Origin of the sequence: Arenibacter catalasegens (assembly GCF_002909235.1) — a bacterium.
Classification (GTDB): domain Bacteria; phylum Bacteroidota; class Bacteroidia; order Flavobacteriales; family Flavobacteriaceae; genus Arenibacter; species Arenibacter catalasegens.
The window spans coordinates 1-25,135 of sequence record NZ_PHQQ01000014.1; the positions used below are offsets into that span (position 1 = coordinate 1).

Annotated in this window: 17 protein-coding genes; 15 read left to right on the forward strand and 2 right to left on the reverse strand. The window is 38.5% G+C overall.

The window, feature by feature from the left end; translation table 11 throughout:
- Positions 1-536: 536 nt before the first annotated feature.
- The 8 genes from CWD90_RS12180 (at position 537) to CWD90_RS12215 (ending at position 11,639) form a co-directional block, all read left to right on the forward strand.
- Complete coding sequence (locus CWD90_RS12180; protein ID WP_103476347.1) at positions 537-1,784, forward strand: LVIVD repeat-containing protein; 1,248 nt, start codon at positions 537-539, stop codon at positions 1,782-1,784.
- A 116-nt stretch (positions 1,785-1,900) separates the two neighbouring features.
- The gene (gene topA / locus CWD90_RS12185) at positions 1,901-4,390 is read left to right on the forward strand and encodes a type I DNA topoisomerase (protein ID WP_103476348.1); all 2,490 of its coding nucleotides are present in this window, start codon (positions 1,901-1,903) and stop codon (positions 4,388-4,390) included.
- A 1-nt stretch (position 4,391) separates the two neighbouring features.
- On the forward strand, positions 4,392-5,549 hold the full coding sequence (locus tag CWD90_RS12190; protein WP_103476349.1) for a formimidoylglutamase: 1,158 nt from the start codon (positions 4,392-4,394) through the stop codon (positions 5,547-5,549).
- Positions 5,550-5,664: 115 nt separating this feature from the next.
- A complete protein-coding gene (gene porK, locus CWD90_RS12195; RefSeq protein ID WP_103476350.1) occupies positions 5,665-7,023 on the forward strand; it encodes a T9SS ring complex lipoprotein PorK/GldK in 1,359 nt (452 codons plus the stop codon).
- Between the two features lie 84 nt (positions 7,024-7,107).
- Complete coding sequence (gene porL / locus CWD90_RS12200; protein ID WP_103476351.1) at positions 7,108-7,758, forward strand: type IX secretion system motor protein PorL/GldL; 651 nt, start codon at positions 7,108-7,110, stop codon at positions 7,756-7,758.
- 58 nt (positions 7,759-7,816) lie between these two features.
- On the forward strand, positions 7,817-9,385 hold the full coding sequence (gene porM, locus CWD90_RS12205) for a type IX secretion system motor protein PorM/GldM (protein WP_103476352.1): 1,569 nt from the start codon (positions 7,817-7,819) through the stop codon (positions 9,383-9,385).
- 109 nt (positions 9,386-9,494) lie between these two features.
- A complete protein-coding gene (gene porN / locus CWD90_RS12210) occupies positions 9,495-10,397 on the forward strand; it encodes a type IX secretion system ring subunit PorN/GldN (protein WP_103476353.1) in 903 nt (300 codons plus the stop codon).
- 186 nt (positions 10,398-10,583) lie between these two features.
- Positions 10,584-11,639, forward strand: coding sequence for an NAD(P)/FAD-dependent oxidoreductase (locus tag CWD90_RS12215; RefSeq protein WP_103476354.1), 1,056 nt, complete (start codon positions 10,584-10,586; stop codon positions 11,637-11,639).
- Here the strand turns inward: CWD90_RS12215 and CWD90_RS12220 are convergent.
- Positions 11,629-12,018: a DUF983 domain-containing protein gene (locus CWD90_RS12220; protein WP_103476355.1), complete on the reverse strand. Its 390-nt coding sequence runs from the start codon at positions 12,016-12,018 to the stop codon at positions 11,629-11,631. The two genes, CWD90_RS12215 and CWD90_RS12220, sit on opposite strands and share 11 nt — an antisense overlap.
- A gap of 64 nt (positions 12,019-12,082) precedes the next feature.
- Between CWD90_RS12220 and CWD90_RS12225 the strand changes: the two genes are divergently transcribed.
- The 7 genes from CWD90_RS12225 (at position 12,083) to CWD90_RS12255 (ending at position 22,187) form a co-directional block, all read left to right on the forward strand.
- A complete protein-coding gene (locus CWD90_RS12225; protein ID WP_103476356.1) occupies positions 12,083-13,999 on the forward strand; it encodes an ABC-F family ATP-binding cassette domain-containing protein in 1,917 nt (638 codons plus the stop codon).
- A gap of 177 nt (positions 14,000-14,176) precedes the next feature.
- Positions 14,177-15,055, forward strand: a complete 879-nt coding sequence (locus CWD90_RS12230; protein ID WP_103476357.1) for a leucine-rich repeat domain-containing protein — start codon at positions 14,177-14,179, stop codon at positions 15,053-15,055.
- Positions 15,056-15,071: 16 nt separating this feature from the next.
- Positions 15,072-15,974: a leucine-rich repeat domain-containing protein gene (locus CWD90_RS12235; RefSeq protein WP_103476434.1), complete on the forward strand. Its 903-nt coding sequence runs from the start codon at positions 15,072-15,074 to the stop codon at positions 15,972-15,974.
- 152 nt (positions 15,975-16,126) lie between these two features.
- Positions 16,127-17,263 (forward strand): efflux RND transporter periplasmic adaptor subunit, encoded by a 1,137-nt coding sequence (locus CWD90_RS12240; protein ID WP_103476358.1) that lies wholly within the window; start codon positions 16,127-16,129, stop codon positions 17,261-17,263.
- Positions 17,263-20,562: an efflux RND transporter permease subunit gene (locus tag CWD90_RS12245; RefSeq protein ID WP_103476359.1), complete on the forward strand. Its 3,300-nt coding sequence runs from the start codon at positions 17,263-17,265 to the stop codon at positions 20,560-20,562. Before CWD90_RS12240 ends, CWD90_RS12245 begins: the two co-directional genes overlap by 1 nt.
- A complete protein-coding gene (locus tag CWD90_RS12250) occupies positions 20,562-21,926 on the forward strand; it encodes a TolC family protein (RefSeq protein WP_103476360.1) in 1,365 nt (454 codons plus the stop codon). Before CWD90_RS12245 ends, CWD90_RS12250 begins: the two co-directional genes overlap by 1 nt.
- 78 nt (positions 21,927-22,004) lie before the next feature.
- Positions 22,005-22,187 (forward strand): CPXCG motif-containing cysteine-rich protein, encoded by a 183-nt coding sequence (locus tag CWD90_RS12255; protein WP_103476361.1) that lies wholly within the window; start codon positions 22,005-22,007, stop codon positions 22,185-22,187.
- 81 nt (positions 22,188-22,268) lie between these two features.
- On the opposite strand, the gene CWD90_RS12260 is transcribed toward CWD90_RS12255, so the two are convergent.
- Positions 22,269-24,983 (reverse strand): M16 family metallopeptidase, encoded by a 2,715-nt coding sequence (locus CWD90_RS12260; RefSeq protein WP_103476362.1) that lies wholly within the window; start codon positions 24,981-24,983, stop codon positions 22,269-22,271.
- Positions 24,984-25,135: the final 152 nt, after the last annotated feature.

Sequence of the window (25,135 nt, forward strand, 5' to 3'; positions counted from 1 at the left end):
TTTTACAAATAGAATCGACTTTCTTAGTGGTTCACTTTCATCCGGCGAAGGTGGTTCACTTTCACCCGGCGAGGGTGGCTCACTTTAATCCGGCCAGGGTGGTATACTATGACCGTTTTTTGCACCATAAGATTTCATGATTGTTTCAGTCACTTTATTTTTGCCCATTATAGTGGTTTTTACCTTAACTTTAAAGGTAGGGAAAATATTGTAAAATGGGGATAACTAGGGGATAACTATAAAATTTTCAAATGTATAGTGCTGTATTTAAATGAATTAAAATCATGCATATACTACTATGTATAGTTTTCTGGTGCTATTTTGCTTATCAGCAATGGCTATGGCAGTTCCTTGAACAGATTCATCTATAATCTTCTCCATTTTATTGTGCATTCATCTTCATCTTTAAGAGTTGGCAAAGATAGCATTATATAGAGATATGTGACATAATGACAGTTAAATATTTCTCAAAAATCTACGCAACTTTATAAGTGCGCCCGTATCTAATTGTAGATAACCATTTAACTTCCATAGTTATGAGAACAACGATTACACTAATTTTTGTATTGGCTGCCCTAGGGTTTGTTTCATGTAATAACGAGGACGATGGTAAATATGCAGAATACCTGGTAGCCAAGCCGATTAAGATGAGCAAAGCAGAATTTAAAAAGGCTGTAGATATCATAGCGCCTATTCCTTTGGATGAATCTGGAAAAATTTATGTCTATGGGGATTATATTTTTGTTAATGATAAATATAGAGGGGTACATGTAGTGGATAATTCCAATCCCAAAGCTCCTAAGAAAATAGCCTTTATAAAAATACCAGGGAACGTAGATGTCTCCGTAAAGGGAAATTATTTGTATGCCGATAGTATTACAGATTTGATTGTTCTGGATATCTCCGACATCAATAATATTAAAATGGTTAACCGTTTGGAGAATGTTTTAAGGGATAATGTAGTTTTTCCTTTTGAGGTTGATATTTATGAATGGCAGGATATAGACTATCAAAACGATATTGTAGTTGGTTGGGAAACGGTAAAAGAAAGAAGGCTAATAGAAGAAGTGGAAATTCAGTTTTCTCGTGAGTTTGATGTGATGCTAGCCAATGCCACACAAAATTCGGCACCAACAGGACAAGGCGGATCTTTGGCGCGCTTTAAGATCGTAAATGATTATTTATACGCCGTGGATAGTCATAGTATCAATGTATTCAATATTCAGGATTTGGAAAATCCCAAAGATTTGGACGACGTATATGCTGGATTTGATATTGAAACTATCTTTAATAGCGGAAACCAATTATTTTTAGGGAGCATGCGGGGTATGTACATTTATGATATCTCTTCCCCGGCCAAACCTACCTTGATTTCTGAATTTGAACATGGTACGGCCTGTGATCCAGTGGTGGTTGACGGCGATTATGCCTACGTAACCTTAAGGGGTGGGAATATGTGCGGTGCTACGGAGAGCGGACTCTTTATCGTGGATATTTCAGATTTAACCAATCCCGAATTGGTTAAGACATACCCCATGGATGGCCCTTATGGCTTGGGTGTAAAGCATGAAAAATTATTTGTCTGCGATGGAATTTCAGGACTTAAGGTCTATGACAAAAGCGATGTTCAGAATTTGGTACAGCTAAATCATTTTAAGGATATTAATACTTTTGATGTTATTCCTATGGAAGATAATTTGCTGATGATCGGGGAAGAGATCATTTATCAATATGAATATCTTGAAAATAAAATAAAGCTCATTAGTGCATTTAACCTTAATTAATCTTGTGAAATAATTCAAAACACCCCTAGAAATAGGGGTGTTTTTTTATGGTAGCGCAAATGAAAATCCGTTAAATAAAAAAATTGGTATACTTTTGTGTCACCAAAAAATAGTTAATGGCAAAGAATTTAGTAATCGTAGAGTCCCCTGCTAAAGCAAAAACAATTGAAAAATTTTTAGGGAAAGATTTTAAGGTAGAGTCCAGTTTCGGGCATATTGCCGATTTACCTTCTAAAGAATTGGGAGTGGATGTAGATAATAATTTCGCTCCTAAATATATTGTAGACAAGGATAAAAAGGCTCTTGTAAAAAAGCTAAAGGATTTGGCCGACAAAGCGGAGACCATATGGCTTGCTAGTGATGAGGATCGAGAGGGAGAGGCTATTTCTTGGCATTTGGCTGAAGAGTTAAAGTTGGATAAGAGCAAAACGAAGAGGATTGTTTTTAACTCAATTACAAAATCGGCCATTCAGAAAGCAATTGAAAATCCGAGAGAAATTAATTACAATTTGGTGAACGCCCAACAAGCCAGACGAGTGCTGGATAGATTGGTGGGATACGAACTTTCCCCGGTGCTGTGGAAAAAAATTAAGCCGGGATTATCTGCAGGTAGGGTTCAATCTGTTGCAGTCCGACTAATTGTGGAAAGGGAAAGGGATATAGAAGCCTTTAACCCCGAAGCAGCTTTTAGGATATCTGCCGAATTTAAAACAAATGAGGGCAGTATTTTTACCGCCAAGTTAAATAAGACTTATGCAAGCCAGAAAGAGGCGGAAGCTTTTTTAAAGGAAAATATAGGAGCTAGTTTTTCTGTTGCCTCCCTAGATAAGAAACCGGCCAAAAAATCACCGGCCGCCCCATTTACAACTTCAACATTACAGCAAGAAGCATCAAGGAAATTGTATTTTTCCGTTTCAAAGACTATGCAGGTGGCTCAACGCCTTTATGAGGCAGGGTTAATAACCTATATGAGAACGGATAGTGTTAACCTTTCCACAGACGCTTTGGATGCAGCAAAGGATGCTATTATAAGTAATTACGGCAAACAATATAGTAAGGTTAGGAATTTCACAGGAAAATCCAAAGGTGCACAAGAGGCTCACGAGGCCATTCGCCCTACGGAGATGACCAATCAGTCCCCTTCCTTGGAAAGAGATCAATCCAAGCTATACGAACTTATTTGGAAACGTACCCTGGCTTCACAAATGAGTGATGCCGAATTGGAACGCACCAATGTTAAAATAAAATCGAATACCCATAAGGAAGAATTTACAGCCAATGGAGAGGTAATCAAATTTGATGGTTTCTTAAAGGTATATTTGGAAGGAACCGATGAGGAAGATATAAGTGAAGAGCAGGAAGGAATGCTTCCGGCAATGAAGGAAGGTGAAAAGATCCTTAATAATTATATAACGGCCACGGAACGATTTTCTAGGGCTCCCTATAGATTTACCGAAGCTTCTTTGGTGAAAAAACTTGAGGAACTTGGGATAGGAAGACCATCTACTTATGCCCCTACAATTTCCACTATTCAAAATAGAGGTTATGTTGAGAAGGGCAGCATTGAGGGTACAGAGAGAAATTATGTGCAGTTGCTGTTGAAGTCCGATAAGTTCATAGCTAAAAATTTAACTGAAAATGTGGGATCGGACAAAGGTAAATTGGTCCCAACAGATATTGGAATGATCGTAACCGACTTTTTGGTAAGTCATTTTGAAACAATTTTGGATTATCATTTCACGGCCAAGGTAGAAGAGGATTTTGATGAGATTGCCTCAGGGGATGAAGATTGGCAAAAAGTGATGAAGGATTTCTATGGGGATTTTCATACCAAGGTATTGGATGTGGAAGAAAATGCCGATAGGGCAAGTGGAGAACGTATTTTGGGGACCGATCCCAAAACAGGGAGACAGGTTTCTGTTAGATTGGGCCGCTTTGGACCCATGGTGCAGGTAGGTACAGTAGAGGATGAGGAAAAACCTTTGTTTGCCAGCTTGTTACCAGACCAGTCACTTAGTAGTATCAGCTATGAAGAAGCCATGGACTTGTTTAAATTGCCAAGAAAGCTTGGAGTTTATGAAGGGGAAGAGGTCGAGGCCAATGTTGGTAGATTTGGGCCTTATATAAGGTTTGGGAAAAAGTTTGTTTCCCTAAGCAAGGATGAAAGTGCGATGGAAATAGATATGGATCGCGCTGTTGAGCTCATTAAAGAAAAGCAAAAAGCAGATGCCCCCATAGCTCTTTACGAGGACAAGGATGTTACAAAAGGAGTTGGTAGATTTGGTCCATTTATTAAATGGGACGGTATGTTTATCAATGTAAGTAAGAAGTATGACTTTGATAATCTTACAAAAGAAGTAATTGAGGAGATAATAGAGGCTAAAAAACAAAAAGAAATTGATAAATTGGTCCAAGAATGGCCAGAGGAAGGTATTCGCATAGAGAAGGCGAGATGGGGAAGGCATACTATTATTAAGGGTAAAATAAAAGTGGAAGTTTCCAAAGATGTGGATCCTACCAAGATTTCCCTTAAAAATGCACAGGAATTAATAGAGAAAAAGACACCGAAGAAAAAAACCAAAGCAAAACCTAAGGCTAAAAAATAATATGGCATTCGATTTTTTAGTACCCGTTAGTGATAGGGTATTGGCCCACTGCGAATTACTACCGGCCCAAGCATTAGGGAAACACGTATATATGCATACTTCACGGCATGGTCTTCCGGTATTGGCAAATGTTAGTGTAGCCATACTAGGAGTTAACGAATCCAGAAATGCTTTCGAGAAAAAACCGGAGCGCTTGGATATATCGGAAATCCGGCTTCAGCTTTATAATTTAATGATGGGGAATTGGAATTCCTCTATAGTAGATTTAGGGGATATAGAGGAAGGGGAGACCGTAGAGGATACTTATTTTGTGGTCAAGGAAATTGTTGCCGGCCTGTTGGAAGAAAACATTATTCCCATTGTTATTGGTGCTACCCAGGATATAACCTATCCTACTTATAGGGCTTTCGACGGACTTAAAAACATGGTCAATTTAGTGTCCATAGATAGTAGGTTCGATTTTGGGATGGATGAAGAACTTATTTCTTCCCATTCCTATATGAGTAAAATAATAACAGATAAACCAAATAACCTCTTTAACTTCTCCAATATAGGCTATCAGAGTTATTTTAATTCCCAGGAAGAATTAGACCTTATGGAGCGTCTTTTCTTTGATTCTTACCGGTTGGGAGAATTAATTTCGAACATAACCCTGGCAGAACCCGTGCTTAGGAATGCCCATGTGGTTAGTTTGGATGCACGTGCCATACGCGCTGCCGATATAGGGTATTCCAGAAATTTTTCCCCAAACGGTTTTAACGGTCGGGAAATCTGTGCCATAGCCCGATATGCTGGAATTAGCGATAATGTATCTGTTTTTGGGATCTATGAATGCGAGAACAGCAATCAATCTTTTCAACTTGTTGCCCAAATAATTTGGTATTTTATTGAGGGCCTAAATTTTAGAATTCAAGAATTACCCAATAGTAATAGTAACGACTTCACCAAGTATACCGTTCCTACCGAAGAAGAGTCTCTTATCTTCTATAAAAGCCATCTTAGCGAAAGATGGTGGGTAGAGGTACCTTCAATTTTAACTTCACATACTAAAACAAATTCACCTGCGTTATTACCATGCACCGAATTGGATTATCTAGATGCATGTAATCAAAATATTCCTGAGCGGTGGTTTAAAGCCTACAAAAAAGGGTTTAATTGAAATAATAATTTTAGGGTATAAAACAAATTTTATACAATAAATTATTTAAAAATAAGTTTTAGAGAATAATACTTGTGTTTGCATTTATAATCATAATCGAAATTTAACCTAACGTATGAAGAAGCTATTGTTGTCATCTATAGCATTTGTTTTTTTACTCTCAAGTTGTGGGTCCAAAACAAAAGGGGAGCTAGTCGGAGCTCAAGGAAAAAAGTGGTATCCCGAAAAACCTTATGGTATGGAATTGATTCCTAGAGGAGCATTCATCATGGGTAAGAGTGAGGAAGATCAGGCTAAGACACTAAATGCCCCGACAAAGACCGTTACTGTTCGATCTTTCTACATGGACGATACCGAAATTACGAATAGCGAATATCGTCAATTTGTAGAATGGGTAAAAGATTCCATTGCTCGGACAAAATTGGCTATACTAGCTGATGAATTGGGATTGGGTCCCGATGATGGCGGTATAGGGGAATATGCCTTTAAGGATGCCGATACCACAAAATTGTCAGCCTACGATAAGTATATGCTAAACAACCATTCCGGTATGGGTGTAACAGGCTACGAAGGAAGGGCCTTGAATAGAAAGGTTGATTTGATATGGGATATATCAAAATATCCGGATGAGTATTATACGGAAGTGATGGTAGATTCCATGTACCTGCCGGAAGAAGAATCTTATAACGGACAACGTAATATTGATGTTACTAGATTGAAATACAAATACACCTGGATGGATATTGAAGCAGCAGCTCGTGCCAAAAAGGGAAGTAGAAAGGATTTCATAAAACAGGTAGAATTGGAGATATATCCGGATACTACGGTATGGATTAAGGATTTTTCATATTCCTATAATGAACCAATGCACAATGATTATTTCTGGCATGATGCCTATAGTGATTATCCTGTAGTGGGTGTTTCTTGGCAACAAGCTCAGGCTTTTTGTAACTGGAGAACAAAATTCAAGAACGACGATCAAAAAAGTAGGAGCAAGCAATTTGTCAACCGCTTTAGATTACCTACAGAAGCGGAATGGGAATATGCTGCTCGAGGAGGTATAGAAGGAGGAACATACCCATGGGGTGGTCCTTATGTTATCAGTGATACAGGATGCTTTATGGCGAACTTTAAGCCACAGCGAGGAGATTATGCGGCAGATCAAGCTTTGTATACAGTAGAAGCTAAGGCCTACGAGCCAAACGACTATAACTTGTACAACATGGCGGGTAACGTTTCCGAATGGACCAATAGTAGTTATGACCCAAATTCGTACGAATATGTGTCCACTATGAACCCAAATGCAGAATCTACACAAAATGCTAGAAAAGTTATAAGAGGTGGATCTTGGAAAGATGTTGCTTATTTCCTACAGGTAAGTACCAGGGATTACGAATATCAAGATTCAGCACGTAGTTACATCGGATTTAGAACCGTACAGGATTACATGGGAGAGGAAGATTCTACCAATTAAAATATAAATAAAGAAGACCTTTATATTAGATCAAACGTTAAACCAAATACTTATTATTAACATTACTTAATTAAATTTAAAATTATGGCACAGTCAAAATCAACTAAGAAATTATTTAACATGGCCTACGGCCTTGGTGCATCTGTAGTAATTATAGGAGCATTATTCAAGATCCTTCACTGGCAATTTGGACCACTTACGGGTGGATTGTTATTGGCAATTGGACTTATTACCGAAGCATTAATTTTTGCTATTAGTGCATTTGAACCTGTAGATGACGAATACGATTGGTCATTGGTATACCCAGAATTAGGTGGAGGTGCTTCATTGGGAAAAACTAATGCTAATGCAGAATTGAAGGAAGCGGAATCATCTTTGTCCAAAAAATTGGATGATTTGTTAAAAGAAGCTGGTGTAGATGCCAACCTTATGGAAAGTCTTGGATCTAGCATTAGAAACTTTGAAGGTGCTGCCAAAGGTATTGCCCCTACTGTTGATGCTATGGAGTCTACTAAAAAGTATTCTGATGAAATGGTACAAGCTGCCTCTCAAATGGAATCTTTAAACAGTCTTTACAAAGTTCAGTTGGAAAGCGCAAGTAGACAAGCGTCTATTAACGAGGAAGTGGTACAAAATTCAAGTGCCCTTAAAGATCAAATGGAATCTTTGGCTACTAACCTTTCTTCTTTGAATGGAGTTTACGGTGGTATGTTATCTGCAATGACTAGAAACTAATTAGTTATAATTCAATAACCAAACCCAAATCGATTAATAATTTAAACTAATTAGAAAAATGGCAGGAGGAAAAGCAACACCACGTCAGAAGATGATCAACCTAATGTACTTGATTTTCATCGCGATGTTGGCCCTAAATATGGGAAAAGAAGTTCTATCGGCTTTCGGTCTTATGAACGAAAAGTTAGAAGCTTCTAACATAAAAACCACGGAAAACAATACGGCTTTCTTAAGTGGTCTTGAAACTAAGGCATCTGAAAATGCTGAGAAATTTGGCCCTCTTCTAGAAGACGCCAAGAAGATAAAGGAATTGTCTTTTGAGTATTACCTATATTTGGAAAACTTGAAAAAAGAGATGATGGCCGATGTTGAGGATCCAAAAGATTATCAAATAATGGATAAAACCGATTATTTGGACCAAAAGTTTTTCCAAGGAGACCAACTTGGAGCGGATGGAAAAGAATTTTTGGATCGCTTAGTTAACTATCGCACACAAATTGCAGGTGTTATGCCAGCTGAACTGGAGTCTGTAAAGTCTTCTGTTAAGAGTAGGTTTGAAACCGGTGATGAAAACGGTAAAGTTGAAAAAAGGGATGGTTCCAAACAAGATTGGTTGAACTATAACTTTGAAGGCTATCCTTTAGTGGCATCATTGACTAAAATCACTTCGCTTCAAGCTGACATTAAGGCTACCGAAGAAGATGCATTAAAAGCTATGCTTCAAGGTCAATTGAGTAGTGAGGTTTCCATGACCAATTACACCACCTTATTGGAGCAAGAAAAATCTGCTTTTTATGCAGGTGAAAAGTTTGCCGGTAATATTGTATTGGGTCGTAAAGATGCAACTACAAAGCCTAATGAAGTTAATTTAACGCTTGATGGTAGAAAGTTGAGCGAAGGTTCTGATTATGTGATCGAGGACGGTAAGGTTAGATTAACGATTAGTGCAGGAAGTGCAGGAGATCATAAAATAGCTGGTAATCTAGTATTTATGCAAGATGGAGAGCGTACGGAAGTGCCAGTATCCTCAACATTTGCAACTATTACCAAGCCAAACGCTGCTGTAATTTCAGCTGATAAAATGAATGTGGTATACCGTGGGGTTTCTAACCCGATTACTATATCCATTCCTGGTATTCCTGATAATAATGTTTCTGCATCGGCTCCCGGGCTTAGTAAGCAAAGTGGAAGTAAATATGCTATGAATCCTGGTACAGGAAGAACTGTTTCCATTACTGCTTCAGGTAAGTTGCCTGATGGACAAATGATTAAAACTTCTTCTGAGTTCAGAATTAAGGATATTCCAAGACCTTCAGGTTCCGTAAGAGGAGAATCCGGAAGTGCAAAAATGGGAAAAAACAACCTAGAGATTTCTACAATAGGAGCGTTGCTGGAAGATTTTGATTTCGACCTTAACCTTGCGGTTAGCGGATTTAAATTTAAAGTACCAGGGCAACCAACGGTAGATGTAAATGGTAACAAATTGGACGCAAGAGCTAAGTCGGCCCTTAAAAGAGCAGGCCGTGGAGATGCTGTTCAGATATTTGATATTGAAGCCTATATTACAAACAATAAAGGCTATAAGCTTAAAAAGGTGTCTCCAGTAGTTGTGGAGATAACAAACTAGTAAAAATGTTGTGAAATTGGCCATGGCAAATAACGAATATTTACCATGGCCAATTACACCAGTCTACTGAAGAACTGGGCTGAGGATTAAAAATAATAAATGTAAACAGATGAATTGGAAAAATGTTTTATTAATTGGAGTAGTGGTCCTGTTACCGTTGTCTATTTCCGCCCAGGCTAATATCTTGAATGCCAAGTTGCCGACGGAAATAGGAAAAAAGACGGAGGCTCAGATAGCGAAAGACAATGACGGTCCTTTACCATACGCCTATGTGGACGACAGGGATATACTCTGGTCCAAAACCATATGGGAAATAATCGACTTGGATGAGCGTATTAATTTTCCGCTATATTATCCTTTGGATACCATTGATATTGGTCCGGACAGAAGGTCGTTGTACGACGTTTTGATCAAGAACATCAAAAATGGTACACTGGAAGATGTATATGTAGATTCTTACTTTACCGAAAAAAGAAAGTTCAGCGATTTGGCCGCTACTTTGCAAAAAGTGGATACCACAGATTATGGTTACGAGCAATATAATGCAGGAGAACCAATTTCTCCCGAATATATTAATCGTAGGAATCTTACAGCTGCCGATTTGGAAGAGTACCTTGTAAAAGGAATCTGGTATTTCGACAAAAGACAGGGAGAGTTAAAATACCGATTGTTGGGTATTGCTCCCGTAGCTCCGGATGTTAACTTTATAGATGATGAGTCTATGGATTTGGCCGAGGCAAAAGTTCCATTGTTCTGGGTATGGTATCCTAGTGCAAGACAAATATTACATGAGGCTAAAGTGTTTAACCAACGAAATTCTGCACAGCCCATCTCCTTTGATATGTTGTTGAATGCTAGAAGATTCAATGCTACTATCTATAAAGAGGATAATGTGTATGGAGACCGTGAGGTTAAGGATTATATAGCTGATAATGCCTTGTTCCAATTATTGGAATCCAAGCGTATTAAAGAGGTTATCCGAGATAAGGAGCAAGATATGTGGGCCTACTAGCCTTAATAATATTCCAATTCACATAAAGCAGAGCGCCACATCATATGATGTGGCGCTTCCTTTTTGCCCATTATCGACAAAGGTTTTGTATCATGAATGGGGTGTGGATTGAGGCTCATTTTAGACGGATAATGATTAATATTTCAATTTCATGAAGAATTGGAATTCCTTCTCTACTTTTGCATCATGTTAGATTATTTAATTGTGGGCCTAGGCTTGGCCGGCATTTCTTTTTGCGAAGTTTTGGAAGGGAATGGAAAGTCGTTCAAGGTGGTCAGTGATGATTCCCAAACTTCTTCGGTGGTGGCAGGTGGTCTGTACAATCCGGTTACCCTTAAGCGATTTACCTTGGCTTGGAATGCCAAGGATCAATTGGAACTGGCGCTTCCTTTCTATGCCCAATTGGAAAAGAAGCTAAAAGTGCAATTGGATTACAAAATTCCTATCCTTAGGCGTTTTGCCACTATAACTGAACAGAACCTTTGGTTCGAAGCTTCGGATAAGCCTAATTTAAGTCACTTTATAGCCCCTAAAATATTGTCTAACCATAACCCTAACATCGAAGCGCCTTATGGCTACGGAGAAGTGTTGCACACGGGTAGGATAGATACCTCGGTATTGGTGTCCCATTATACCCGATATCTGTTGGAACAAAATTTGATGCTCCAGGAAACATTCGATTTTGATGCCCTTAAGTTACGGGATGGATATATGGAATACCGTGGTATAAATGCAAAAAAAATAGTGTTCTCAACAGGGTTTGGCATAAAAACTAATCCGTATTTCAATTATTTACCACTAAATGGTACCAAAGGGGAACTGTTGACTATTAAGGCTCCAGCTTTAAAAGAGGATCGGGTTATAAAATCCTCGGTGTTTATAATTCCCATGGGCAATGATATGTATAGGGTAGGAGCTACCTATAAATGGAAAGATAAAAGCAATGTGCCTACCGAAGAAAGTAAACAAGAACTTCTGCAGAAATTGGATACCTTTTTAAAATGTACCTATGAGGTTATTGATCATGTGGCTGGTATAAGGCCAACGGTAAGTGATAGGAAGCCACTTGTTGGTCGACATCCGGAACATGAAAATATGTATTTGCTCAACGGTTTAGGGTCTCGTGGGGTCATGATTGCTCCAATGGCTTCTCGACAGCTTTACGGCTTCATAGAAAAAGGGGAGGTCTTGGAGCCTGAAATGGACCTATCCCGTTTTACCAAAAAACATTTTAAGAATTAACCTTTGCGGCCTTAGGGTCGTATTTTACAAAGAAATTAATCCATATATTTCGCGAAACTCGAATAATAAAAGGCATTAGGATTACCATGATAACAATTATGGCAATAAAGGTTTGAATCAATGAAGCCTTAAAGATTACAAATGCAATAATGAAGGTGGCCACAGCAAATGCAACACCAACACCATAGCTAACATACATGGCACCATAAAAAAAGGAAGGCTCAATTTTATATTTTGTACCACAGTGCGAACAACGTTCGTTCATCTTAAAGACATTTCCAATATTATAGGGGTTTTTATCCTTATACATGCTCTCTTCGTGACATTTAGGACAAGTTCCTGTTAAAATGCTGTTGAGTTTGTTTCCTTTTTTTAACATTTGCAAAAAGTTTCTGCAAAAGTACATTTTGTAGAGTTAATCAATGTAACACTAGTCACAATATATGCTTAATATCCATAACCTCTCCGTTGCTTTTGGAGGAGAATACTTATTTGAAGCAATATCTTTCCGTTTAAATTCAGGTGACCGCGTTGGTCTTATTGGAAAAAACGGGGCAGGTAAATCTACCCTATTGAAAATTTTATCAAAGGATATGCCCATAGATTCAGGAACTATAGCCTCTGATAAAGATATTAAAATGGGGTTCTTAAGGCAGGATATCGATTTTGATCTGGGTAGAACCGTACAGGAAGAAGCCCATCAAGCATTCGTGGAAATAAAAGCTTTAGAGCTTAGGTTGGACGAAATTAATCACCAGCTGGCCGAGCGGACAGATTATGAAAGTGAGGAGTATAATCAATTGATTATTGATTTGAACGATGTAACTCATCATTATGAAATATTGGGCGGTTACAACTATCAGGGAGAAACTGAAAAAGTACTATTGGGTCTTGGTTTTAAACGTGAGAATTTTGATCGTAAAACAGAGACTTTTTCCGGTGGTTGGCGGATGAGGATAGAGTTGGCCAAGTTGTTGTTACAGAGCAATGATGTGCTGTTGTTGGATGAGCCAACAAACCACTTGGATATTGAATCCATTATATGGCTGGAGAACTATTTGAAAAATTATACCGGTGGTGTAATGATTGTATCGCACGATAAAATGTTTTTGGACAATGTTACCAACCGAACTATAGAAATATCCTTGGGACGGATCTATGACTACAGTAAACCTTACTCCCAATACTTGGTGCTGCGTAATGAAATTAAACAGCAACAGTTAAATGCCCAGAAAAATCAAGAAAAGGAAATTCAACAGGCCGAAAGGTTAATTGAAAAATTTAGGGCCAAGTCTACAAAGGCTTCCATGGCACAGTCCTTGATCAAAAAGCTCGATAGAATGGAGCGAATAGAGGTTGATGAGGATGATAATAGTGTAATGAATTTGAGATTTCAAATTTCTGTGACTCCAGGTAAGGTGGTTACGGAAATTGAAGGTTTGGCCAAGAGTTATGGTGATAACCATGTTTTAAAGGGTATAGATCTTTTAATAGAACGAGATTCCAAGACTGCTTTTGTAGGCCAAAATGGACAGGGCAAATCTACCTTAGCCAAAATAATGGTAGGGGATTTGGACCATAAAGGGCATTTAAAACTGGGACATAATGTACAGATAGGTTACTTTGCACAAAATCAAGCGGAATATTTGGATGGCGAAAAGACTGTTTTGGATACTATGATTGATGCTGCCAATGAGAAAAACAGAAGTAAGGTAAGGGATATTCTAGGCTCTTTTTTGTTTAGGGGAGATGAGGTTGATAAATATGTACGGGTCCTTTCCGGAGGTGAGCGCAACAGGTTGGCCCTAGCTAAAATGCTCCTACAACCCTTTAATGTGTTGGTGATGGATGAGCCTACGAACCACTTGGACATCAAATCTAAAAATGTACTAAAGCAAGCGCTTCAGAATTTTGACGGAACATTGATTTTGGTGAGTCACGATAGGGATTTTTTACAGGGGCTTACCAATAAAGTGTATGAATTTAAAGATGGTAATATTAAAGAATATCTTGGGGATATCGACTTCTATTTGGAACAGAGAAAGGTCGAGGATTTTCGAGCAATAGAAAAAAAACAAACCGTAGTCCAAAAGAAGGAAAAGCCCAAGGATAGACATGTTAATTTCGAAGATCAAAAAAAGATAAAATCCCTAAAAAACAGGCTAAGTTCAGCGGAAAGTGACATATCCAAGCTGGAAAAGGAGATTGCAGGTATAGATCATGACTTACTTATGAATTATGATACTACCATTGCAAAATCCAATTTTTTCGATACCTATCAGAAGAAAAAAAAGAGTCTTGAAAAACTAATGAAAACTTGGGAAAATATTACCATGGAACTTGAAGCGATTGCTTTGTAGGAAAAATAATCCAAAGAGTTAAATTTCTTTCACCACAACTTTTCGCACTTTCACAACATAAATAGCACTTTTAGGCTTATTTCGTCGAGTATTTTTGCGACTTATCGAACAATAATCTTATTTTGTAGGGTAATTCTTAACCCTTAAAGGGGTAATAGTTGGATAATATTGAAAAATATGAAAAAAGGCGTACTAATGCTCTTTATGGTTGTTGTTGGGCAATTTTTGTCAGGACAGGTTTCTAATCTGGAGAAAAATGCCTTAATAGACCTATATAATAGTGCTAATGGTGATTCTTGGACCAATAGTTGGGACCTGAACAGTCCTGTTTCCTCATGGGAGGGCGTAAAGCTTGAGAACAATAAGGTGGTTACTATTAATTTAATGAATAACAACCTTAGTGGAAGCTTGCCTAATTCAATAGGTAACCTAGTTAATTTAAAAGTTTTGAACCTCGCTTTGAATAAAATTAGTGGGGATATTCCTGAAAGTACAACGCAATTAAAAAAATTGGTTGTACTTAGATTGGGTAAGAATAAAATTACCGGTAGAATTCCTGAAAATATCGGGGATTTGGAAAAGCTGGCGGTTTTGGATTTGTTTTATAACAACCTTACCGGGGAATTGCCGGTTAGTTTGGGAAATATTAAAAAACTAGAGGTAGTATTACTTTCACATAACGGATTAAGCGGTTCTATTCCATTGTCATTTGGAAATTTGAAATATTTGGAACGATTGGAGTTGGCAGATAACAATTTTGATGGTGTAGTACCGGAAAATTTGGTTAAGCTTACCCATCTGAAAATGCTGGTTTTGGCAGAAAATAATTTTAAGGGAGATTTTCCAGAAGATATCTTGAACCTTCCTAGTCTTGAATTGGTCCAACTTCAGAATAACAGATTTGGTAAACATGATTTTAACGGTGATACCGCCGTTGATAGGTTGGCCCTTTTTGATTTTGATGGGAGAAATAATAAAATCTTTGACATTGATAAATTAAATAGTGATAAGGACGTTAGAACGGCTGAAACACGCTTTGAGGATGGTATTGATTAAAAAAAATATAGATAATATGTTACAACTAAAATTAAGAAATACAGGGTCTTTGGTACTGGTTATATTTTGCCTGTTATGTACAGCTGCGGTTAATGCCATAGTACCAAAAAACGAGACAAAAGTGCTATTGGAACTGTACAACGGTACGCAAGGACAAAATTGGAATACTACCTGGGATGTTAATGCCCCGGTAAATACATGGTATGGAGTAACTGTGCAAAACGGCCATGTAGTGGAAATCAACCTTTTTAGGAATAACCTTGTGGGTAGTCTCCCTAAGAGTTTAGGTGAATTAAAGCACCTAGTACATTTAAACCTTGCGTTCAATACTATTAGCGGGGAGATTCCAAAAAGTATTGCCGAGCTCAGTAAGTTGGAGGTTTTAAAATTGGAAATGAATAGGTTGGAAGGTGAAATACCATCTGAAATCGGAAATATGAAATCCTTGGAAAAACTGTCGGCTTTTAATAATTTCTTGTCAGGAAGAATACCCGAAAGTCTTGGGAATATCCAGACTCTAAAAGAGCTGAACTTGTCCAGTAATAATCTAACTGGCCGCATACCAAATTCTTTGGGAGGACTTTCAAAACTGGAGACTTTGGGGCTTTTTGAAAATAAATTGTACGGTTCTATTCCTGGAGAATTGGGAAAATTGGATAAATTGAAGGAGTTGGTCTTGGCCAACAACGAGCTTGGTGGCGAAATTCCAAAGGAGTTTGGTCAATTGTCCAGCCTTAAGGTCCTTCAAATTCAAAATAATAATATTTTCTCATTCGAAAATATGGACAGTATGAATTCGGGTCAGTTCCTTGTATTTGATTACGATAAGAAGGTAGAAGAGGAGAACAAGTATAAAGATTTTGATGTTATTAAAACTAGAATGGCAGATACGAAGTTTGAAGATGAAATGGAGGAATAAAATTGATTTAAAATTTAGTTGGTTTGGTTAGTGGGGATACAATGTGTATCCCTTTTTTGTGTTATTAGTATTTTTGAACTTTAAGATACATTTAACAAAAGTCACTTAAACTTATAGATAGTTTTGCAATCAAACCAACTTACAGCCCTTTTATGAATTCAAGAAAAATTGTTTTATCTATTGTTGGGGTCCTCCTTATAGTAGGCTCCATTTTTGGTGCGAAATATATTATCAACAGTAAGAATACCCCGAAGCCACGACCGGAAAAAGTAATAAAAACGGTTATTGTTGAAATTGTTAAAAATGGTAATGTGCCAATTGTTGTTCCGGCAAACGGAAATCTAGTGGCTAAAAGAAGGGTGGAACTCTACGCAGAGGTCCAGGGGGTGTTCAAATCAGGTAAAAAATTGTTTAAGCCGGGACAGGAATATAGGGTTGGAGAATTATTGATTCAAATTGATGCTGCTGAATATTATGCCAATGTCCAATCTTCAAAAAGTAATTTATATAATTTAATAACTTCCATAATGCCAGACCTTCGATTGGACTATCCGGAGGTATTCAATAAATGGCAAACATATCTGGCTAATTTTGACATAAATAAAAGTGTACCTGCTCTTCCAGAAATGTCCACAGAAAAAGAGAAATATTTTATTTCCGGCAGAGGTATTTTGACCAATTACTACACGACTAAGAATTTAGAACAACGTTTGGCCAAATATACTATTGCGGCACCTTTTAATGGAGTTCTAACGGAGGCCTTGGTCACAGAAGGTTCCTTGGTTAGATCTGGCCAAAAATTGGGTGAATTTATCAATACTAACGATTATGAACTGGAAGTAGCCATAAGCAAAACCTATAGCGATTTGCTTAAGGTAGGTGAAGTGGTGGAGTTAAAAAGTATAGACAAGTCCAAAACCTACATAGGGAAAGTTGCTAGGATCAATGGGCGGGTAGATTTAGCATCCCAAACCATAACGGCCTTTATCGAAGTCAAGGATCCGGATCTCAGGGAAGGGATGTACCTAGAGGCCAATCTCACCGCAAGGGAAGAGGTTGATGCCATTGAAGTTAACAGAAGTCTGCTATTGGAAAACGACCAAATTTTTGTTGTTAGGGATTCCGTATTGGATTTAATACCGGTAAGTCCTGTCTATTTTTCGAATAGTAAGGTAGTGCTCAAAGATGTACCGGATGGACTAACAATTTTATCCAAACCGGTAATGGGGGCCTATTCTGGAATGTTGGTAAAAGTATTTAAAGACCAAGAAACCAACAATCAAGACTAATGAGGAATATTATAGCCTATTTTATTAAGTATCATGTAGCCGTAAATGTAATAATTGTGGCTTTCCTTATTTTTGGTATCGTTGGGGCGCTATCACTAAAGTCTTCATATTTTCCATTAACGGACTCTAAAAACATCACTATAAATGTGACCTATCCGGGTGCCTCTCCTCAAGAGGTGGAAGAGGGAATTGTACTTAAGATAGAAGACAATTTAAAAGGTTTGGAAGGGGTAGACCGGGTTACTTCCACTTCTAGGGAGAACAGTGGTATTATAAATGTGGAGATCGAGAAGGGTAGGGATATAGACTTTATGCTCTTGGAAGTAAAAAATGCCGTGGACAGAGTTCCTTCATTTCCTACGGGTATGGAGCCTTTGGTGGTCTCTAAACTGGAGACGGTAAGACAGACCATTAGTTTTGCCATTAGTGGTGAAAGCATAAGCTTGTCGGCCTTAAAGCAGATAGGTAGACAGGTAGAGAACGATATAAGGGCCATGGAAGGTATCTCCCAAATCGCTATAACGGGATACCCGGCAGAGGAGATTGAGATAGCCGTGAACGAAAATAGCCTTTTGGCCTACAATGTTTCCTTTGACGAGGTGGCACAGGCCGTCTCCAATGCAAATATTTTGGTGACTGGGGGTAATATTAAGACCGATGCGGAAGAATTCCTTATTAGGGCCAATAATAGGTCGTATTACGGTAGCGAGTTATCCAATTTGGTAGTAAGGGCAACCTCATCAGGTAAAACGGTACGTTTAAAAGATATTGCCGAAATTAGGGACCGGTTTTCAGAAACTCCCAATACTACTTATTTTAATGGGAATCTTGCAGTAAATATTTCTATTACCAGTACTAATACGGAGGATCTTTTAACCTCCTCGGAGAAGGTCAAGGCCTATATTGAAGAATATAATCAGAAACATAACAATGTAAAATTAAGTGTGGTAAGTGATCAATCGGTCACCTTGAACCAAAGGACCCAATTGTTGACGGAAAATGCTATAATGGGAATGATTTTGGTACTTGTTTTCCTTTCCCTATTTCTTAATACCCGCTTGGCATTTTGGGTGGCATTCGGATTGCCCGTGGCATTTTTGGGAATGTTCGTATTTGCAGGATTCTTTGATGTGACCATCAATGTTTTGTCACTTTTTGGAATGATTATCGTTATCGGGATCCTAGTGGATGACGGTATTGTAATTGCCGAAAATATTTACCAGAATTACGAAAAAGGCAAACCCCCAATTCAGGCAGCTGTTGATGGTGTTATGGAGGTGTTGCCTCCGATAATATCAGCCATCATTACCACAATTCTTGCTTTTTCTATTTTCCTGTTCTTGGATAGTAGGATCGGTGAATTTTTTGGGGAGGTCTCGGTAATTGTAATTCTCACATTGGTGGTTTCCTTGGTAGAGGCCCTTATTATATTACCGGCGCATTTGGCCCATTCGAAGGCACTGCAACCCATGGACAATAAGCCGAAAAAAGGAATAGCAAAGTTATTTGCCAAATTAAGGGTAATAAATGAGTGGGGAGATAGCTTTATGGTATGGATGCGCGATAAGTTATATGGCCCCTTGTTGCGATTCTCACTTCGTTATAAATTGCTAATGTTTTCCATATTCGTAATGTTACTATTTTTGAGTTTTGGGTCCATTGGTGGCGGAATCATCCGAACAGCTTTCTTCCCAAGGGTGGCCAGTGATAGGGTGTCCGTAGATTTACTAATGCCCAATGGTACCAATGAAAGGGTAACCGACTCCATTATCAGTTTGATAGAGGCAAAGGCAAAGATTGTAAACCAAGAACTTACAGAGAAGTATTTAAAAGGTACGGGCAAGGAGCTGTTCGAAAACATGATTCGTAAAGTTGGACCAGGCTCCTCTACAGCATCCCTAGATATCAATCTATTGCCAGGGGAAGAACGGCCAGATGAAATTCGATCAGATCTGATTACTAATAGGCTACAAGAATTGGTAGGTCCGGTAATTGGCGTGGAAAGCCTTATTTACGGCTCAGGAGGCAATTTTGGGGGTAGCCCCGTTTCTGTCTCCCTTCTGGGAAATAATATAGGAGAATTAAAAGCGGCAAAAAAGGAGCTAAAGACCATTTTAGAGAATAATGCCCTGTTAAAGGATGTTGCCGATAATGATCCTGCGGGAATTAAAGAAATTCGTTTAGAACTGAAGGAAAATGCCTATTTAATGGGGTTGGACTTGAGAAGCGTAATGAATCAGGTGCGAGCTGGTTTTTTTGGAGCTCAAGCTCAGCGGTTTCAGCGTGGACAAGACGAAATAAGGGTGTGGGTTAGGTATGATCGCACTAACCGATCCTCTATCAATGATTTGGATGATATGAGGATTACCACTCCTAATGGTAGTAAAGTGCCCTTAAAGGAAATTGCCAGTTATGTTATAGAGCGGGGTGATGTTGCTATTAATCACTTGGAAGGTCAACGGGAAATTCAGGTTTCCGCTGATATAAAGGATGACAAGACTACAAGCGCCACAGATATTATGAATGATATAAGGACGGTAATAATGCCAGATATCCATTCAAGATATCCTACTGTTACTGCGTCGTACGAAGGGCAGAACAGGGAAACCGATAAACTACTTGGGTCACTAAAATTTGTTGGTCTTACGGTTTTGATGTTGATCTACATCACCATTGCCTTTACCTTCAGGAGTTTTAGTCAGCCCCTAATGTTGATTGTTTTAGTGCCTTTCAGTATTACTGCCGTAGCGTGGGGCCATTGGATCCATGATTTTCCTATTAACGTTTTATCCATGTTGGGGATAATAGCCCTTATTGGTATAATGGTGAATGACGGTTTGGTGCTGATTGGGAAATTTAATGGGAACCTTAGAGAGGGAATGAAATTTGATGACGCCATTTATGAAGCAGGTAAATCAAGATTTAGGGCCATATTTTTAACATCCATAACTACTATTGCAGGTTTGGCACCACTATTAATGGAAAAAAGTCGCCAGGCCCAATTTCTTAAACCTATGGCCATATCAATTGCCTATGGAATTGGTTATGCAACAGTGTTGACCTTATTAATGCTGCCACTGTTTCTGGCATTTAGTAATAAAATTAAGGTAGGTTCCAAGTGGTTGGTCACTGGTGAAAAAGTGACAAAAGAAGAGGTGGAAAGGGCCATAAAGGAACAAATGGAAGAAAGTCATATGCAAAATTTTGAAAAACATGAGCAGAAGGGTCAAACTCCTAAAATTAAAACATCGTTAGAAGATGAAATTGTAATTTCTAACGAATTGGAAGACAATAAATAATGGGATATAGATATTTAATTGCAGCCTTACTAATCAGTATTTGTGGGGGGTTAAGTGCACAAGAGAAATTATTGTCCAAGGATACCGCCGTGTCACTGGCCTTGGAAAACAATTTTGGCATTAAGGTAGCCAAGAATCAGGTAACCATTGCCGATAATAACTCGGGAATCTTGAACTCTGGTTATTTGCCAAGACTTACTGGAACGGCCGGGGCCACCTATAACGATCTTAATAGTAATACAGAATACCCTGGTCAATTTGAAACTAATGGTGACCCAAGACAGGATTTGGAAATTAAAAATGCCGAATCACAGGCGTATAACGCCGGACTAAGTTTAAACTATACCCTCTTCGATGGTATGGGTAGACTTTACAATTTTAAGCGGCTAAAGGAACAGTATCAATTAACGGAGCTGCAAGCAAGGGAAACCATAGAAAATACCGTTCTCCAATTATTTAGCGTGTACTACGAAATAGCAAGGCTAACAGAAAACGAAAATGTATTGAGGCAAGCGTTGGATATCTCCAAAGACAGAATTAAAAGAGCTGAATATTCTTTTGAATACGGTCAAAACACTAAATTGGACATCCTTAATGCGCAGGTAGATGTAACCAACGACAGCATCAGTTTAATGAATGTTCAGCAGAGCTTGGCCAATACCAAACGGGATTTAAATGTGGTGATCAATCAAAACCTAAATGAAACCTTTGTGGTGGATACCTTAGTAAGTTTTATCCCAAAATTACAATTGGAGGATTATATTTCCCAATCCAAAGAAAACAATGTGGCCATACTTCAGACTGAACGGAATTTGGCCATTAACGAGTACGATGTTAAAGTAAACCGATCGGGGTACCTGCCAACTTTAGGGTTAACTGGTTCCTATGGTTGGAATTTAAACCAAAGTGCAGCAACTTCCTTTCTTCCTGGCCAAATTATCCCAGGCAGCAATAGGAATAGTTTAAATTTAGCATTGGGGGCCAACCTTACTTGGAATTTATTTGACGGTGGCGGAACCACTGTGCGGGTGAAAAACGCCAAAATAGCTTATGAGAATCAAGAATTATTCAAAGAACAAGTAACACTTGAAGTTGATAGGGATATTTTAAATGCTTTGGGAATCTATGAAAATAGGTTGCAGATATTTAAAATTCAGGGGCAGAATGTAGTAACCAATCAGAATAATTTTGAACGTTCCAAGGAACAATTTCAATTGGGAAGAATAACATCCATAGAATTTAGGCAGGCCCAAATTAACCTGCTAAATGCACAGACCAATAAGAATTTGGCAAAATATGATGCCAAGCTGGCTGAATTACAACTGTTACAATTAACTGGTCAGTTGTTATCCATAGAATTTTAAGAGTACAGCTTTATTTGTCCAAGGAGAAGAAGCCTATCTGGTCATAGTCATATAGTTTAAGAATTAAACTTACGGAACATGTACGAACACTTTTTTCAATGTCCCTTTTGTTGGGAAGAAATATCTATGTTATTGGATCCGTCCATAACTAGGCAGACTTATGTGGAAGATTGTGAAGTTTGCTGCAATCCCATATCCGTGACTCCTGTTTTTAATGATGGAGAGCTTAGTGGTTTTGAAGCAATGGATATTGGCCAATAAGACTTAGTTATAAATCAAAAAAAACAGCCTAAAATAATCACTTTTAGGCTGTTTTTCGTTTGGTGGGATATTTAGCGAAAATTATTTCTTAAAATCCCCGGCATTAATGACTGTCCAATTTTCATAAGGTTTAATATATTTTAGTATGGCCTTGTTTACATCGCTTACAGTTAGATTTTTCACTTTTTCTTCCAAGGTTTTCTGGAAGTCCATGGTGCGGCCATAATAAATGTTGTTGTTTACCAGACCAGCCAGTTCGGCATCTTTGGCTCGGGAGACATTTTCCTCTTGGACCCAGCCGTTAACGGCATTCTTTAGTTCTTCCTCCGTAATACCATCTTTAATAAAGCGATCTAATTCCTCCAAAAACCCCTGTTGTACCTTACTATAGTTTTCTGGTGCGTAAATGGCGTATAAGTATATGGATGAATTTTGGTCATCGGCATTGGAGTCGGCTTGGAATCCGGCACCTGCTCCATAACTAACACCATCCTTTTGGCGTAACCTTTCGGCAATCCTCGAATTTAGAAAACCACCTCCCAAAATGGTAGTCGCCATATTTAATGCTGCGTAATCCTCATCGTCCTGACTAACTTTAATGTTCAGGTTCCCAAGCGTCATGGCATTTTTTTTATCCGGGGTTAGTAGGTCCTCGTTGACTTGAGGAGAATCTTGAAATGGATCTTTAAGTCGCTCGTAGGCCTTTTTGCTTTTGTAATTGCCAAATTCTTTTTCCATATAGGTTTTTAGCTGCATGGGTTGTAAATCTCCTATGCTTACCAGTATGGACTTGCCTAGACCGTAAAAATCTTTATGAAACTTCTTTATATCTTCAGTATTGGTTGCTTTTATGGCAGCTTCTTCCTCTTCTAGGGTCATGGAGTATAAAGGGTGTCCTTTTGGAAAGGTGTTGTTTATTTCCGATAATCTTTTGGAAGCCAAAAATTGCGGTTCTGTCTTATTACTTTCCAAATAAGCCAAGGATTCGGTTTTTAATTTTTCCAATTCCGCTGCCTCAAAAGATGGGGTCTTTAGCATTTCGGCCATTAAGGCCAATGTTGACATGAGGTTTTCTTCGGTGGAAACTACATTGGCGTAAACATTGCCATTACTGGCTCTAAAGGATATCGATGATTTTAACCTGCTCAATTCGTCCTCTATCTGTTGTCTTTTTTTGGAAAGGGTACCCCTGTTCAGCATGCTTGCTGTAAATGACGGAACAACACCTTTGTTGGACAGGGATTCTGCGTTACCATTTCTAGTACTAAAACTAATCCGGACGGTTTTGCCTCGATTTCCTTTTTTAATGATTCCATACGCAATTCCGTTGGAAAGCTCACCTTTATCCAATCTAGATTGAATAGCATCATAGGAAACATCGAAGGCTTCACCTGTACCCATGTCTTCTTTCCCCTTGTATTCTGCTACCAGGGCATCAAGATTTTGTGTATGTTCAATCTCTACTCGCTCAGGCTCCTTTGTGGGCTTAAATCTACCGAGGGTTCTATTGGTGTTGATCAGGTATTTTTTGGCAACCTTATTTGCCTTTTCCAGAGTGGTGTTTTCAATTCTATCACGTTGTATAAATGCTAAGCGCCAGTCGCCTGCACCAATAAATTCGCTCATAAAGGTTCCTAGATAGGAAGAATTTCTAAGGATTTGATCTATTTGTTTTAAAAGATTGGCCTTGGCACGATCTAATTCCTCCTGAGTGATGGGCGAAGTTCTTATAGCTTCCAAAGTTTCTTTAAGTATTTTTTCAGCTTCGTCCGCATTCTTATCCGATGGCACATCTACATTTATATATAAAAAGCCTGGCTCTTTGGTGAAGGGCGAAAAAGACCATAATGAAGAAGCTTTATTTGTTTCGATCAGTGCCTTGTAGAGTCTACCTGAAGGTTCATCTGCTAAGACGTTTTCTATTATGGATATGGCGGCATAATCCTCATGGGAACCAGCTGGGGTGTGGTACATGGCGGCAGCGATCTGCAGGTCGCCAACACGATTGAGATGTACCGTCTTTTCCCCATCCTGTGGAGGCTCTTCTGTATACGAATCCCTTATTGGGGTGGTGGGTTTTTGAATTTCACCAAACTTTTTTTCAATCAGGGCCAACGTTTTACTTTCGTCGAATTTGCCAGTGATCATTAGAATGGCATTGTCCGGGCGGTAGAATTTTTTATAAAAAGCCTTAAGATTTTCAATGGGAACACGTTCAATATCGGACCTATTTCCAATGGTACTATTGCCGTAGTTATGCCAAAGATAAGCTGCATTGATTACTTTCTGCATAAGAACCCTTGAAGGGTCGTTTTCCCCACTTTCAAATTCATTGCGAACTACACTGAACTCCGAATCCAAATCTTTTTTGGCGATATGCGAATTCACCATACGGTCCGCTTCCAGATCCAAAGCCCAATCCAAGTTTTCATCCGTAGCATTAAAAGTTTCAAAGTAGTTGGTTCTGTCGAACCAAGTTGTACCGTTGGGTCTGGCTCCATGGGAGCTTAACTCTTTTGGGATGTCCGGATGGTTTGGGGTGCCTTTAAAAACCATGTGCTCCAATAAATGGGCCATTCCTTTCTCTCCGTAACCTTCGTGTCTGGACCCTACTAGATAGGTAATGTTAACGGTTATGGTCTGAGAGGAATTGTCTGGGAATAGTAGGACCTTTAATCCGTTATCCATTTTATATTCGGTTATTCCTTCTACAGAAGCAACTTTTTTAAGTTGGCCAAAGGAAATATTACTTAAAATTAATCCGACCCAAATAAGCGATAAGATTTTAGTTTTCATGGAAGTGTAGTTTTCGTTATTCAATAATACAAAAATTACAGGGTGATTTAGAGGCTGAGACCATAGAAATTTTAAGTTTTAAACTTATAAATATGAGTTTGCGATGGCTCTTTTAAAAATTAGTAATATTTTTATGCATTCAACCTAAACTG

Excerpts from the sequence above, each read along its gene's own strand:
- CWD90_RS12180 (WP_103476347.1), top strand. The coding sequence starts at position 537 with ATGAGAACAACGATTACACTAATTTTTGTATTGGCTGCCCTAGGGTTT.
- topA (WP_103476348.1), top strand. The coding sequence starts at position 1,901 with ATGGCAAAGAATTTAGTAATCGTAGAGTCCCCTGCTAAAGCAAAAACA.
- CWD90_RS12190 (WP_103476349.1), top strand. The coding sequence starts at position 4,392 with ATGGCATTCGATTTTTTAGTACCCGTTAGTGATAGGGTATTGGCCCAC.
- porK (WP_103476350.1), top strand. The coding sequence starts at position 5,665 with ATGAAGAAGCTATTGTTGTCATCTATAGCATTTGTTTTTTTACTCTCA.
- porL (WP_103476351.1), top strand. The coding sequence starts at position 7,108 with ATGGCACAGTCAAAATCAACTAAGAAATTATTTAACATGGCCTACGGC.
- porM (WP_103476352.1), top strand. The coding sequence starts at position 7,817 with ATGGCAGGAGGAAAAGCAACACCACGTCAGAAGATGATCAACCTAATG.
- porN (WP_103476353.1), top strand. The coding sequence starts at position 9,495 with ATGAATTGGAAAAATGTTTTATTAATTGGAGTAGTGGTCCTGTTACCG.
- CWD90_RS12215 (WP_103476354.1), top strand. The coding sequence starts at position 10,584 with ATGTTAGATTATTTAATTGTGGGCCTAGGCTTGGCCGGCATTTCTTTT.
- CWD90_RS12220 (WP_103476355.1), bottom strand. The coding sequence starts at position 12,018 with ATGTTAAAAAAAGGAAACAAACTCAACAGCATTTTAACAGGAACTTGT.
- CWD90_RS12225 (WP_103476356.1), top strand. The coding sequence starts at position 12,083 with ATGCTTAATATCCATAACCTCTCCGTTGCTTTTGGAGGAGAATACTTA.
- CWD90_RS12230 (WP_103476357.1), top strand. The coding sequence starts at position 14,177 with ATGAAAAAAGGCGTACTAATGCTCTTTATGGTTGTTGTTGGGCAATTT.
- CWD90_RS12235 (WP_103476434.1), top strand. The coding sequence starts at position 15,072 with ATGTTACAACTAAAATTAAGAAATACAGGGTCTTTGGTACTGGTTATA.
- CWD90_RS12240 (WP_103476358.1), top strand. The coding sequence starts at position 16,127 with ATGAATTCAAGAAAAATTGTTTTATCTATTGTTGGGGTCCTCCTTATA.
- CWD90_RS12245 (WP_103476359.1), top strand. The coding sequence starts at position 17,263 with ATGAGGAATATTATAGCCTATTTTATTAAGTATCATGTAGCCGTAAAT.
- CWD90_RS12250 (WP_103476360.1), top strand. The coding sequence starts at position 20,562 with ATGGGATATAGATATTTAATTGCAGCCTTACTAATCAGTATTTGTGGG.
- CWD90_RS12255 (WP_103476361.1), top strand. The coding sequence starts at position 22,005 with ATGTACGAACACTTTTTTCAATGTCCCTTTTGTTGGGAAGAAATATCT.
- CWD90_RS12260 (WP_103476362.1), bottom strand. The coding sequence starts at position 24,983 with ATGAAAACTAAAATCTTATCGCTTATTTGGGTCGGATTAATTTTAAGT.